Annotated in this window: 18 protein-coding genes and 1 pseudogene; 8 read left to right on the forward strand and 11 right to left on the reverse strand. The window is 45.1% G+C overall.

Annotation, left to right across the window (positions count from 1 at the left end):
- Nucleotides 1-19 precede the first annotated feature (19 nt).
- Both AC2EXB_RS11090 and AC2EXB_RS11095 read right to left on the reverse strand, forming a co-directional pair.
- Nucleotides 20-1,903: an ABC-F family ATP-binding cassette domain-containing protein gene (locus AC2EXB_RS11090; RefSeq protein WP_483601442.1), complete on the reverse strand. Its 1,884-nt coding sequence runs from the start codon at nt 1,901-1,903 to the stop codon at nt 20-22.
- Nucleotides 1,900-2,532: an HD domain-containing protein gene (locus tag AC2EXB_RS11095; protein ID WP_483601443.1), complete on the reverse strand. Its 633-nt coding sequence runs from the start codon at nt 2,530-2,532 to the stop codon at nt 1,900-1,902. Before AC2EXB_RS11095 ends, AC2EXB_RS11090 begins: the two co-directional genes overlap by 4 nt.
- 162 nt (nt 2,533-2,694) lie before the next feature.
- On the opposite strand from AC2EXB_RS11095, the gene AC2EXB_RS11100 reads away from it, so the two are divergent.
- On the forward strand, nt 2,695-2,901 hold the full coding sequence (locus tag AC2EXB_RS11100) for a cold shock domain-containing protein (protein WP_235196377.1): 207 nt from the start codon (nt 2,695-2,697) through the stop codon (nt 2,899-2,901).
- Nucleotides 2,902-3,019: 118 nt separating this feature from the next.
- Here AC2EXB_RS11100 and AC2EXB_RS11105 read toward each other — a convergent pair whose 3' ends face one another.
- Nucleotides 3,020-3,220: a zinc-finger domain-containing protein gene (locus tag AC2EXB_RS11105; protein WP_235196378.1), complete on the reverse strand. Its 201-nt coding sequence runs from the start codon at nt 3,218-3,220 to the stop codon at nt 3,020-3,022.
- A 144-nt stretch (nt 3,221-3,364) separates the two neighbouring features.
- On the opposite strand from AC2EXB_RS11105, the gene AC2EXB_RS11110 reads away from it, so the two are divergent.
- The 4 genes from AC2EXB_RS11110 (at nt 3,365) to AC2EXB_RS11125 (ending at nt 5,115) form a co-directional block, all read left to right on the forward strand.
- Nucleotides 3,365-4,048, forward strand: coding sequence for a queuosine precursor transporter (locus tag AC2EXB_RS11110; protein WP_235196379.1), 684 nt, complete (start codon nt 3,365-3,367; stop codon nt 4,046-4,048).
- Nucleotides 4,049-4,056: 8 nt separating this feature from the next.
- Nucleotides 4,057-4,446 carry a ribonuclease HI family protein gene (locus tag AC2EXB_RS11115; RefSeq protein WP_235196380.1) on the forward strand — a complete coding sequence of 130 codons (390 nt, stop codon included), beginning with the start codon at nt 4,057-4,059 and terminating at the stop codon, nt 4,444-4,446.
- 124 nt (nt 4,447-4,570) lie between these two features.
- Nucleotides 4,571-4,783 (forward strand): hypothetical protein, encoded by a 213-nt coding sequence (locus AC2EXB_RS11120; protein WP_235196381.1) that lies wholly within the window; start codon nt 4,571-4,573, stop codon nt 4,781-4,783.
- Nucleotides 4,784-4,797: 14 nt separating this feature from the next.
- Nucleotides 4,798-5,115, forward strand: a complete 318-nt coding sequence (locus AC2EXB_RS11125; protein WP_235196382.1) for a hypothetical protein — start codon at nt 4,798-4,800, stop codon at nt 5,113-5,115.
- Nucleotides 5,116-5,123: 8 nt separating this feature from the next.
- Here AC2EXB_RS11125 and AC2EXB_RS11130 read toward each other — a convergent pair whose 3' ends face one another.
- The gene (locus tag AC2EXB_RS11130; protein ID WP_260107278.1) at nt 5,124-5,246 is read right to left on the reverse strand and encodes a hypothetical protein; all 123 of its coding nucleotides are present in this window, start codon (nt 5,244-5,246) and stop codon (nt 5,124-5,126) included.
- 72 nt (nt 5,247-5,318) lie between these two features.
- Here AC2EXB_RS11130 and AC2EXB_RS11135 point away from each other — a divergent pair.
- A pseudogene (locus tag AC2EXB_RS11135) lies at nt 5,319-6,347 on the forward strand (PQQ-dependent sugar dehydrogenase).
- A 48-nt stretch (nt 6,348-6,395) separates the two neighbouring features.
- Here AC2EXB_RS11135 and AC2EXB_RS11140 read toward each other — a convergent pair.
- Genes AC2EXB_RS11140 through AC2EXB_RS11150 form a run of 3 tightly spaced genes read right to left on the reverse strand, consistent with a single transcriptional unit; the run spans nt 6,396 to nt 8,151 of the window.
- A complete protein-coding gene (locus AC2EXB_RS11140) occupies nt 6,396-6,893 on the reverse strand; it encodes an N-acetyltransferase family protein (protein WP_483601445.1) in 498 nt (165 codons plus the stop codon).
- 15 nt (nt 6,894-6,908) lie between these two features.
- Complete coding sequence (locus tag AC2EXB_RS11145; protein WP_483601446.1) at nt 6,909-7,919, reverse strand: S66 family peptidase; 1,011 nt, start codon at nt 7,917-7,919, stop codon at nt 6,909-6,911.
- A 25-nt stretch (nt 7,920-7,944) separates the two neighbouring features.
- Complete coding sequence (locus tag AC2EXB_RS11150; protein ID WP_483601448.1) at nt 7,945-8,151, reverse strand: hypothetical protein; 207 nt, start codon at nt 8,149-8,151, stop codon at nt 7,945-7,947.
- A 183-nt stretch (nt 8,152-8,334) separates the two neighbouring features.
- Here AC2EXB_RS11150 and AC2EXB_RS11155 point away from each other — a divergent pair, with 183 nt between their 5' ends.
- Complete coding sequence (locus tag AC2EXB_RS11155) at nt 8,335-8,979, forward strand: SDR family oxidoreductase (protein ID WP_483601450.1); 645 nt, start codon at nt 8,335-8,337, stop codon at nt 8,977-8,979.
- 30 nt (nt 8,980-9,009) lie between these two features.
- Here AC2EXB_RS11155 and AC2EXB_RS11160 read toward each other — a convergent pair whose 3' ends face one another.
- Both AC2EXB_RS11160 and AC2EXB_RS11165 read right to left on the reverse strand, forming a co-directional pair.
- Nucleotides 9,010-9,267, reverse strand: a complete 258-nt coding sequence (locus tag AC2EXB_RS11160; protein WP_251473863.1) for a hypothetical protein — start codon at nt 9,265-9,267, stop codon at nt 9,010-9,012.
- A gap of 71 nt (nt 9,268-9,338) precedes the next feature.
- On the reverse strand, nt 9,339-9,842 hold the full coding sequence (locus AC2EXB_RS11165) for a cupin domain-containing protein (RefSeq protein ID WP_483601451.1): 504 nt from the start codon (nt 9,840-9,842) through the stop codon (nt 9,339-9,341).
- Nucleotides 9,843-9,968: 126 nt separating this feature from the next.
- Here AC2EXB_RS11165 and AC2EXB_RS11170 point away from each other — a divergent pair, with 126 nt between their 5' ends.
- The gene (locus tag AC2EXB_RS11170; RefSeq protein WP_483601453.1) at nt 9,969-10,766 is read left to right on the forward strand and encodes a TIGR00266 family protein; all 798 of its coding nucleotides are present in this window, start codon (nt 9,969-9,971) and stop codon (nt 10,764-10,766) included.
- Nucleotides 10,767-10,836: 70 nt separating this feature from the next.
- Here the strand turns inward: AC2EXB_RS11170 and AC2EXB_RS11175 are convergent, their stop codons facing one another.
- A complete protein-coding gene (locus AC2EXB_RS11175) occupies nt 10,837-11,046 on the reverse strand; it encodes a hypothetical protein (protein ID WP_483601455.1) in 210 nt (69 codons plus the stop codon).
- A 2-nt stretch (nt 11,047-11,048) separates the two neighbouring features.
- Nucleotides 11,049-12,632 carry an amidohydrolase gene (locus AC2EXB_RS11180; RefSeq protein ID WP_483601457.1) on the reverse strand — a complete coding sequence of 528 codons (1,584 nt, stop codon included), beginning with the start codon at nt 12,630-12,632 and terminating at the stop codon, nt 11,049-11,051.
- Between the last annotated feature and the right edge of the window lie 75 nt (nt 12,633-12,707).

Here is a 12,707-nt window from a genome sequence, read left to right on the forward strand (position 1 = left end):
CCCTCCTGCATTTATTCCATTAGGATTCAGCGATTTCCTGAAGATAAGTCCATCGCTCGATCTTTTCGTCGTATTTCGCAGTTAGTTCATCCACTTCCAGCGTCAAGCGGTTCAATTTTTCAAAATCCGCTCCGGCTGTGGCCATTTCTTCTTCGCAGCTTTCGATTTTCGCTTCAATTTCTGCAATTTCGTCAAGGATTCCGCTGTATTCCCGCTGCTCATTGAACGTCAATTTCTTTTTTGGCTGCTGTTTTTTAGGCGCCTCTTGTTCAACCGGTTCTACAAATTCCGGAACCTCGGCTGCCGGTTCCGCTTTTTCTTTGATAAAGTCGGAATACAAACCTTGGTATTCGAGAATTTGACCAGTACCGGTTGTCCATAGTTTCCGGGCAATCCGGTCCAGGAAGAACCTATCGTGGGAAATCGTAATAACGACGCCTGGGAAGTTTTCCAAAAAGTCTTCGAGTACTGAAAGCGTCTGGATATCCAAGTCATTCGTCGGCTCATCGAGCAGCAGAATGTTTGGCTGCTCCATCAATAGTTTAAGCAAATACAAACGTTTTCGCTCACCGCCGGACAATTTGCCGATCTGTGTACCGTGGGCATTGGAAGGGAATAAAAACCGTTCCAGCATCTGTGTGGCAGACAAGCGCACGCCTTTTGCCGCTTCGTAGTCGCTTGAAATTTCCTGGATGTATTCGATCATGCGCTGGGATTCATCCATTTCCGGCAAATGCTGCGTGAAGTGGGCAATCTTCACCGTACTTCCGTATTCGATTTTGCCTTCTGTCGGTTCATACTCCCCTGCCAAAATCTTCAATAATGTCGATTTGCCGGCGCCATTCGGCCCGACAATTCCGATGCGGTCGCCGCCTTGCAAAAGAAAATCGAAATTCCGGAAAATGACTTTATCGCCGAATGCCATCGAAAGATTTTCGCCTTCAATGATTTTCTTGCCGAGCCGCTGGCTTTGCATCGATAATTCAAGCGAAGTATTGTCATTCTCTTTTTGGACATTTTCTTTGATTTCCTCAAACCGCTGAATGCGGGCTTTTTGTTTCGTCGAACGCGCTTTAGCGCCGCGGCGAATCCACTTCAGTTCCGAACGGAAGCGGTTTTCCAGCTTTTGCTGGGAACTCGCGGCCATTTCGTCCCGAATGGCTTTGTTTTCAAGATAATCCCCGTAATTTCCTTTATGGGTATACATCGTCTGATCTGCCAGTTCGAAAATATGGGTAGAAACAGCATCGAGGAAATAACGGTCGTGCGTAACAAACAGCATCGCGCTGCCCATCCGCAGAAGCGTTTCCTGCAGCCACTCGGTCGAAATCGCGTCAAGATGGTTGGTCGGCTCATCCAGCAAGATCAAATCAGCCGGTTCAATCAACGCTTTTGCCAAAGCTACACGTTTTTTCTGGCCGCCCGACAATTCGCCAACCGGCGCATCGAACATGTCGATGCCGAGCTTCGTCAATGCCGTTTTAGCCAATGCGTTGATGTCCCAAGCATTTTCCTGTTCCATGCCTTCCTGTATTTTCATCAGTTCATCCTGAAGCTGCGTCGAACTGGAATCAACCATCATGTTTTTCAATGCCCGTTCATAAGAACGGTTTAAGGCAAGAATCGGCGAATCCCCGGAAAACACGGTTTCCAAAACCGTCAGAGATTCGTCGAATTCCGGCTCTTGCTTCAAATACGTGATCTGGTATTTTTTCGGGTGGTCCATCGACAAGGAATCAGCTTCCATTTCACCTGCCAAAATGGACATTAGCGTGGACTTCCCTGTTCCATTGACGCCGATCAATCCGGCGCGCTCACCCGGATACAAAGAAAACTCTACGTTTTTAAAAAGCGTTTTCGCTCCTACTGTTTTTGTTAAATTGTTGATAATTAAATGGCTCATTGATTCCCATCCGTTTCTTTTTTAAGTTGCTCTAAAAAGGATATCATAAACTGATGGCGTTCTTCAGCGATATGCTTCCCGGTTTCCGTATTCATATGGTCTTTTAGCAATAATAACTTCTCGTAAAAATGGGTGGTGCTGCTCGTTGGTTTTGACCGGTACTCTTCTTCGGTCATTTTCTGCCTTGGCTGCTCTTTCCAATCATACAATCTGCGCCCTTTCGCCCCGCCATACGCAAAGGTCCTGGCAATGCCGACGGCTCCGATCGCATCAAGACGGTCAGCATCCTGGACGATTTTCGCTTCAATTGACGCCGCCTCTACACCGTTCCCTCCTTTGAAGGATACCGAATCAATCACGGCCTTTATTTTTTCCCGCTGGCCAGCTGTCAAATCGAGATCCTGCAAAATTTCCGATTCCAGGTCTTCTCCAGGCTTTCTATATTTCGGATCTGATACATCATGAAGCAGCACTGCCATTTCAACGATCAAAGCATCCGCTTGCTCTTTTTCCATCAGCAATCTGGCATTTTGCCGAACCCGTTCAATATGCTGCCAGTCATGGCTCGCATCAAAATTTTCATAAATCGTTTTAACTTGTTTCTCACATTGCTCTATTAACTTTTGCATCGATTGGCGGACCCCTTTTCTTCTATTATAGCTTTTCTCTAGTCCCTTTGCCCGCTACTTGGCGAAAGATTGACGATTTATACCGCTTCCTGTATAGTTTAATCCAACCGAAACCGGTTTTTTCATGGTACCGCTACAATATCAATAATAGGGGGAACGTGCATGCATCAGGGAACAGTGAAATGGTTTAATACGGAAAAGGGTTATGGCTTTATCGAGTATAATGACGGCGATGACGTGTTCGTCCATTTTACCGGCATTCAAGGCGATGGCTTTCGTACACTGCAAGAAGGCAAGACCGTCTCCTTTGAAATTATTGATGGGAATCGCGGGCCCCAAGCCGCTAATGTAATTGAAATTGAAAGTTGACTATTACTATGTTTAATATGGAAGGCCGGTTTAAGGCCTTTTTTCTTTGTCAAAGCCATAGAAAAGCCGGGAGCGAAGTGGTTCGCATCCCGGCTTTTTTGTGATTTATCCAATAAACTTACGATTTATGTTCCGTGCCGATCTTATTTAACTCATTCCCTAAAAACTGCAGCTGTGTCCCGACTGAACAATGGCTGATGCAAAAACGGTGGGCAGCTGTCTTGCCCTGCTCTTTGCGTATTTGTTTGCGGACGAAGCATCCTTCGCAATAAGTCTCCATCATTTCATCAATCTCATTGATTATTGAAAGCTTGTTCAAACTGTCACCCCTTCAAAATGCCATTCGTTTATTTTACTCCTAATTTGTCTTTTTTTGCAACAATCGTTATACTGGCAAAGGACATTTTTTATGTGTTAGCGGTTCGTAAACTCCCGCTTTACCAAAACTAAGGAGGAAATTATTTTGTTTAACGAGTTTTTAGGCCTCGGCTTTGCCGTGGTCAACTTTGTCTTGCTGCTGATCATGTACAAATTCTTCGGCAAGACCGGATTATTTGCCTGGGTAGCGATTTCAACGGTACTCGCGAATATCCAAGTAACCAAAACGATCGAAATCATCGGTTTGACAGCAACACTTGGCAATAGCCTATATGCCTCAACGTTTCTTGCAACCGATATCCTGAATGAAAAATACGGCAAGAAAGAAGCGAAAAAAGCGGTTTGGCTTGGATTTTCATCATTGCTGATCATGGTCATCGTCATGCAGCTGGGCATCAAATTCATCCCGGATGAAAGCGATATTGCCAATGAAGCGCTTCAGACGATTTTCGGTTTGGTTCCTCAAATCGCCATTGCCAGCATGATCGCGTATCTTACAAGCCAACATTTGGATGTCTTGATCTTTACGGCTCTCCGGAAAGTATTTCCGAAAGACAGCCAGTTCTGGATCCGGAATAACGGCTCTACGCTAATTAGCCAGCTGCTCGATACGCTAATTTTCACAAGCATCGCTTTTTACGGCGTGTTTCCGTTCGATGTCTGGATTCAAATTTTCATTTCCACTTATATACTGAAATTCATCGTATCTGTACTTGATACGCCTTTTGGATATATCGCAAAAGCAATTACTCCCATTGACGAAAAGTAGGTGATTTCATGCTTGAGGTGTTTATCGATGCTGCTACAGCCGGGTCTCCACAAGTCAGTGCAGTCGGTGTTTTTATCCGGGGTGAAGGGCATTTGATCAAATGGAGCGGCTATATCGGGGAAATGGATAACCATACTGCAGAGTTTACCGCGTTGGTGAAAGGGCTTGAACTAGCCAAAGAATTGACGAGCGGTATGGTCTCCATTAAATCGGATTCACAAGTGACTGTCGAAGCATTTGAACGGGGGTTCATAAAGAACCCGAAATTCAAGCCTTTGCTCGAACAAGCACTTCAATTGTCCGGTTCTTTCGAATACTGCTTCATCAAATGGATTCCAGACTCCCAAAACCGCGCAGCGGACGACTTGGCGAGAAAAGAATTGCGGGCAAACAAGTAATAGAATACTTATCATTCGTTTTTGCCGCTATCCTTGTGATAGCGGTTTTTCTTTTCGAGTTGCCTAAAGACGTGTGAAAATAATTCTGCTAAACTTAACTCAGCATGTCTATTGGAGGAATTAGATGAAATTCAATTTAGGAACGGCACTCGATATTTTTATTCTATTGATTGGACCGTGGATTCTTTACACACGTGTGCTTGAGATCTTGGAAAATGGCGTTTCTGCCTACCCCGTCATTTCGATCATCATCGTTACGCTGGCCCTCGTTTTTTCTGTAGCCAACCTTTATAAGGCGATTACCGACAGGCAGCGAAAGAATTCCAATAAAAAGTGAAAAGGTGAGTTTTCTTGAATTCATTACTGTTTTATTTTGTTCCGCTCCTTATTTTTGGCGTCATCAATAATTTGATCGGCGAGTTTTCCTGGCCCTATTATTTGGTGCTTTTGCTGGCATTCTTAATGTTCCAGCTTGCACAGCTCCGCTATCAAAAAAATGCCGTGCCGGGAATTGCCAAAATTTCGCAGGGCTTGTTCTATGTATTGGCTGTAGCCACAATTTTTAGAGATCAATTTTTGAACGTCACGCTAGTTAACGTGTTGATTGCCATCACCTTAGCTGCAGTAATTGTGGAAATAATGCAGAACCGAAAAAAACCGTCGCAATGACGGTTTTTTTATTTGGTGAAATACCATACCAAAACTAGAACGATGGCAACGATCACCCAAGTGGCCATACGGATCTGATTTCGTTTTTTGCGGATTTCTGCTTCTTCTTTAACGTCTTTCATTAAGGACATGCGCTTGCCTCCCCCTTTCTAATTCCTTTTGCACAGCCCTTTCGCTTATGATGGACAAAAGGAGGTTTTGTTATGAAAAAAATTCTTTTTTCCATGCTTTCCCTCATTATACTAGCCGCCTGCCAAGATGCACCAGCAAATACAGATGAAGCGGACGTGCCGTTTGATGAAATTGCTGCCAATCTTGTAACCCCTTGGTCCATCAATAAAACGGGAGAGGCCTTTTACATTTCCGAGCGTCCTGGAACCATCGCTCATATTGACGAAGAAGGCACATTAACTCGACAGGAAGTCGATTTTTCAGATCCGCTTTCATCTGCAGCTGAAGCAGGATTTCTCGGATTTGCCCTGTCACCGGATTTTGAGGATTCCAAGGAAGCCTATGGCTATTAGGTTTATGAACAAGACGGCGATTCGTACAATAAAATCGTTCAGTTGAAGCTCGAAGGAGATGCCTGGAGCGAAACTGCCATTTTACTCGAAGACATCCCGACCGGCAATGTCCACCACGGCGGCCGGCTTGAATTCGACGAAGATGGCACACTTTTTGCTACAATCGGCGACGCATCCGATCCGGATTTAGCACAGGATCCGGACGCTGTAAACGGCAAAATCTTAAAGCTTAATGAATCGGGCGTTTTTGAAACTTATACACTCGGCCATCGCAATCCCCAAGGCATCGCCTGGCATGATGGCGATATGTTCGTTGCTGAACATGGCCAGTCAGCAAACGATGAAATCAATCAAATTGAAGAAGGCAAGAATTATGGTTGGCCGCTCATTGAAGGAATGGAAACGGAAAGCGGGCTTGAAACCCCATTATTTACGACCGGCGATGACGAAACTTGGGCACCGAGCGGAATTGCAGCCCACAATGGCTTATTGTACATTGCCGCTTTAAGGGGCACAGCTATCAAAATTCTCGACTTGGAAACGAACGAGCTGGTTGATTCCATCGAAGGCTTTGGCCGCGTACGCGATGTATTTTCAGATGGTGAAGCCCTTTATTTCATTACGAACAATACGGACGGCCGCGGAACTCCGACAGAAGGTGATGATAAACTTTACCAGCTGTCTCCATTATCAGAATTTGCAAAATAAAAAGAGTGGACCCATCGATTTTTTCATCGTTGAGTCCACTCTATTTCCTTACAAAAATTTCATCATGAGGTCTTCATCAATATAACGGCTTTCCACTTTCATCGAACGATATTCCGTACCGTATTTCTCAAATCCGCTGCGTTTGTATAGTTCAATAGCAGATTCGTTATCTGTAACCACCGCTAAGTATAATTGTTCTAAGCCTTCTAAGCTTTTCGCATGTTCAATCAACGCGTCCATCAACCGGCTCGCAATCCTCCGGCCTCTTGCAGAAGGCGTAACGTACACCGCAACTACATTTGCACGATGCTGCAGCTTAGCCGCTGTATGGCGCTTTAACGTGACATTCCCTAATAACCTGCCTCCGACAAAAGCGCCGAAAGTGGTGGCTGAAGGCGAAGAAAGCTGCTCCGCTGTTATCTCGACCGGTTTATCTAGCGCTTCTTCTAATGTTGTACCAAATGCATCCGGTGCCAGCATCAATGCCTCGATGCGAAGTTCACGGTAAAATTCGGCATCTTCTGCTGTTAAAATTCGGATTTCCATTCATTTCCGTCCTTTTCACTTGAATTCCTGAGTAACTTTGCCTTTTCCATTTTCAACATCGATAACGGCATAAGCTCCATTGACGAATGTAATTTGCGGAGGAACATGTCCTAAATCGATATCGTAGGCAATCGGAACGCCTAGCTCATCTGACAGGTCTTCGTATAATTTTTCAATGGTATAGCCGCCGACTGCTTCGTTTGCAGAACTTCTTCCAAAGATGATGCCGGAGATATGGTTAAACCATCCTGCATATTTCATCTGTGTCAAAGAACGCTTTAGATCCGCTACGTTCATTTCACAGTTTTCCAAATACCATATGACTGGCTCTCCTGGAATATGCGCTTCCCTAAAAGCCTCAACATTTCCATAAGGCGTGCCGATTATATGGCGAATGACGTCGATACAGCCCCCTAGAAGCCGTCCTGAAAATTGTTCCTCTTCTCCAGACACCGTTTTCCAAGCCGTAGGTTCAGTTAAATGAAAAACGACCGGCGATGGATCCTCATGATCCCATTTCTCCTGAAATTTTTCTGATGAAACTTGGCTGTTGGAACCGTCTTTTTTAGTTTGAAGCACCTCGAGCCATTTCGCTGTCGTGTCATCGGATTCCGGACCGCGCAAATCGATGAGGTTGGTGCCATGTGCAGTTGCCAACCCTGTCTTCAAGGTAATCGCGAGCAGCAGCAAGCTGATATCCGAATACCCCATCACCCACTTTTCAGGGAGCGCCTCGAAATCCAGATGTTCAAGCACCTCAATCAGCAATTCACCGCCCCATGGCGGCATGATCAAATCCAGCGATTCATTGTTGAGCATTTCCATGAGCTCTTCGGCCCGTTTTTCTGCATCTGCAGACTTGGCTTCTGACTGAGTCCAAGCCGTCTCTCCGACTTTCAATTTGAAATTCCGTTCCTCTAATCGCTCAATCGCCGATCGAAGAACTTCATGATCATCCGGCCCTACTCCTGACGAAGGGGCAGTAACACCGATCACTTTAATTTCCCGTGCTGGATATCGAATCATAGCGAATCTCCTTTTAAATTTGTCGTTATGTAAATGATACGAGTAGATACAGCATTCCGCAAAGGATAACTCCGCCTAAGATAAATAAGAAAGTTTGAGTAATAAAGTCCCAAAAAGGGCTTTTTTCTTTATCCAAAGGTTTACCGCTCATGTGTGCTACGCCAAAGGACAGGCCTGATGAATCATTATGATCATTGAATTTCACATTCTTTTTTGCATTTTCCGAGTTCATTTAGTACCTCCAGAAATCGTTTATTGTCAAAAAAAAGAGATTAGTTACATTATACTAAAGACACTTTAGATATAAAGAAAAATTTTAAGAAATTCACGATAAATGAATTGTGGTTCAGCAGATTAAAGAAAATCATGGAGGGTATGGAAAGAGTAAACGCAGATCTTTAAAGGAGGAAACGCAATGAAAGTATTAATTGTAGGGGCAAACGGCCAGATTGGCAGGCATTTTGTCAAACTGTTGGCAGACAGCCCTGATCATACGCCGATTGCTATGATTCGCATGGAAGAACAAATCAGCTATTTTAATAGTTTGAATGTCGAAACGGTCGTGACGAGTTTAGAGGGCAGTGTGGAGGAGATTGCTTCAGCCATGGAAAGCTGCGACGCTGTCGTTTTCACGGCCGGCAGCGGCGGCGGAACAGGCGCTGACAAAACCTTGCTCATTGATCTTGACGGCGCTGCAAAAACCATTGAAGCGGCAAGCCAGACCGGAACCGATCGCTTCCTGATGATTAGTGCAATCCATGCTGACCGGCGGGAAATGTGGGGCGATGACATTGCGCCATACTACATAGCGAAGCACCATGCAGATAATATCCTGCGTGCAAGCGGATTGACCTATACCATCATCCGCCCGGGCCTTTTAACCAATGATCCGGGTACCGGACGCATCAAAGCGACCGAATATGTAGACGCCGGGCCGATACCAAGAGAAGATGTCGCAAAAGTCCTTTTGCACTCACTCGACAATCTCCATGTTTTCAATAAAACATTTGAAATCATCTCTGGCGATGACGACATAGAAGAAGCATTAAATCGCCTATAAAAAAACGGATCTCATTGAGAGATCCGTTTTTTATGCCTGCACCTGTTCTTTCACTTTCAAGTTTTTTATCCCCAAAACCACTTGGAAAACGAATGCGATAGAACAAATGACAATTGCTGCCCATCCCAAATTGGTAATCGGCTGCTGCAGGACTGTGCGCAAAACAATCAATAGCAGCATTGCAGATAAAGCAAAATTAACGATATACGGCTTATCGTAAAATTTCTTTAAGGAAATTCCGGCAAATATGGCTACTGCGATGATTAATAATGATAAAACCATTTCCATAACTCGACCTCATTTTTCTCTCATTTTCCTTAGAATAGCATATTTTCAAATAATTCGATATAGTCTTTCGCTTATGGAATGTCTTCGTAAGCTAAGCGTTCGATGATTTCCTGATGCTGCGGATAATCCTGCATCAATTGCTGTTGGGTAAAGAGTTCGAAGTCCTTAAAATCGAAACCAGGTGCTACCATGCACCCTACAAGGGAAAATGAATTTTCACTGTCCACTGTCGAGCCGAAAATACTGCCTTTTTTGACTAGCACTTGCGGTTTTTCCCCGTCCGCGATTCCAATCCCCAATCGCTCTTGCCGATACTCCCCTTCTTCGTCGATCATGTGCACAGTCAATACACTGCCCGCATGAAAATACCAAAGTTCATCCGACTTCAATCGATGGAAATGAGAAAGGTCCTCGGATCTCAACAAAAAATAAATGCTCGTGTACAGCGGTCTTTCACCGTCATGCGCAGCAAATTCCATCTGGTTTATTGACGTGAAAGAAGATTTATAATAGCCGCCTTCCGGATGCTTTTCCATTTGTAAAAATTCAATCCACTGTTTAGCTTCGATTTTCAATTCCTCCAATCTCAATTATAAGTTTACATAACAATAATATTATCCTTAAATTAATTTATTATTTTTGAAACTTTTAAATTTTTTTCACGTATTCATTATATAACAGTCTTTCAAGGAGGAAAACAGATGAATAATCATGAAATCGATTTTAAACTTTACGGGGACGATATGCAGTTTGTGGAAGTGGAATTGGATCCGAACGAAACAGTCATTGCAGAAGCCGGTGCTTTGATGATGATGGAAGATGGCATCGTCATGGAAACCATTTTCGGTGACGGATCGAATAGCGGCGGCTCTGGCATCATGGGGAAATTGATGGGTGCCGGAAAAAGGATCATTACTGGTGAAAGCCTATTTATGACGACTTTTACAAACCAAGGAATCGGCAAGCGCCATGTTTCTTTCGCTTCGCCCTATCCTGGAAAAATCATTCCGATGGATCTCAGCATGCTCGGCGGCAAAATCATCTGCCAGAAAGATGCCTTTTTAGCAGCGGCTAAAGGCGTTTCCATTGGTGTTGAATTTCAGCGGAAACTTGGGACCGGTTTTTTTGGCGGTGAAGGGTTTATTATGCAAAAGCTTGAAGGCGATGGAATGGCTTTTGTCCATGCAGGAGGCACTCTCCACCGAAAGAATCTTCAAAAAGGAGAAGTTCTTCGCGTCGATACCGGATGTTTAGTCGCGATGACCCCTGATGTCGATTACAATATCGAAATGGTTTCCGGCGTAAAAACTGCCTTGTTCGGCGGTGAAGGATTGTTCTTCGCTACTTTACGAGGTCCTGGCAGCGTCTGGGTCCAGTCGATGCCATTTAGCCGTTTAGCTAGCCGCGTGTTTGCTGCGGCGCCGCAAAATCCTGCAGGCAAGTCGCAAGGAGAAGGAAGTATCACTGGCGGATTGTTCAACATGCTCGGCGGCAAATAATCTTAAAGCACCAAATCCCCCGCTGCATAATTATGCAGCGGGGGATTTTTTTACGGATGTTCATATGGACTTATGAATTGCGCTTCCGCATTTCTTTGACAGCCGATTCATATTTATCAAAATCAAATTCAATCGTCCCAGGCTTATAGAAATAGAGGATCGATTCTTTTTCGCCTTGGCCGAGCATATGGGTCACTACCGCTTTCGGGCTTCTCATATCAACGCCCGCTTGGTCCGCTTGCGCCAGCTTCGCTAAAATTTCTTCCGGTATTGCTTCCACGTCTATTCACTTCTTCCTTTTTGATACATGATGTCTCCAGCTACGACCGTCAGCTCCACTTCCGCTTCGATGATCTGTTCAAGTTCGCCTTCAAACAAGTCCCGGTCAAATACCGAGAAATCCGCATCGAAGTTTTCCGCAATGATTCCGCGCTCCTGCTCTTTGCAAATCGCTGCAGCGCTTCCGCTCGTGTACAGCTGAATGGCTTCAAAACGGCTTAATTTCTCTTGCGGCATGTAGCCTTCATGCGTTTCGTACGGCTTTCTTCTTGCTACGGCTGCATAGATGCCCTGAAGCGGATCCACCTCTTCAATCGGTGCATCCGATCCTCCTGCACAAATGAGACCGCGGTCTACTAGGCTCTTCCATGCATAAGACCATTTGATCCGTTCTTCTCCCAAACGTTCAATCACCCACGGGAAATCCGAACTGACAAAACTTGGCTGCAGGTCCAGAATAACCGCTAATTTTTCCATGCGCTCCACCAAATCCTCACGGAGAATCATGGCATGGATCAAACGGTCACGCTTCCCTTCCGCTACCGGATGAGCTTCAATTGCGTCCAGCGCTTTTTCCATCGCCAAATCGCCGATGACATGGATCGCAATGGCTTCCCCGTGTTTCCGTGCCATAGCAACCAAACGATGCAATTCTTCATCCGAATGGATGGCAACGCCGCTCGTGGATGGATCATCGTTGTACGGCTTGCTTAATAACGCAGTTTTCCCGCCGATCGAACCATCGGCAAAAATTTTCATGGCGCCCGGATCAATAAATGGTTCCGCGTAGCTCGCATGTTCCATCATCGCTTCAAACTGGCTATGGGCACGCAGCAGATTCGCGCGGAATTTCAGTTTGTCGCTGCCGATCACATTTTTGAACGCCTGCAGCGGCTTTGTGTAGTCATGGCCGTAATACCCCATGTCTTCTGTATGGGCCCCGGTCAATCCGAGAGACAATAAATTTTCCACCGAAGTTTTGAGCGTATGCGTCAAATATTCAACACTGACTTCCGGAATTTGATCGGCCACCAGGTCTTGTGCTGCATCCAGCAAATAGCCTGTCGGTTCTCCGTCGTTGTCCCGGACGATGACTCCGCCTTCCGGGTCTGGTGTGTCTTTTGTGATGCCCGCCAATTTCAGCGCACTCGAATTCGCTAAGACGGCATGCCGGCATACGCGCTTCAGCATCATAGGCGACTCGGAAATTTCGTCGAGTTCAAGTCGATGGAAAATTTTCCGGTCGGGGAAATTGTTTTCATTCCATCCTTCTCCGATAAACCAGTTTTCCGGAGCTAAGTCTTTCGTTGAACGGATTAACTGCTCTCTCATTTCTTCTGATGATTCAATTTTAGAAAGGTCCACCCGCAGCAATTTCTCGCCGTGGCCGATCATGTGCATATGGCTATCCACAAAACCCGGGTACATGACTTTCCCTTCCAAATCCATTTCTTTATCTGCCGACTCTTTTAATTCTTCATATGTACCGATCTTTTCAATTTTGCCATTAGAAACCAACACTGCTTCTACGGTTTCTCCTTCGCTCGCCATCGTATAGATTTTACCACCACGCCATAAGGTTTTCATAAAGTCACTCCTTTTCTCATTGTTAATCATAATTCCATTTCTGTCGGGTGACAACTCTATTCAATCGGAATACTC

The sequence above is a fragment of the Planococcus alkaliphilus genome (assembly GCF_057031095.1).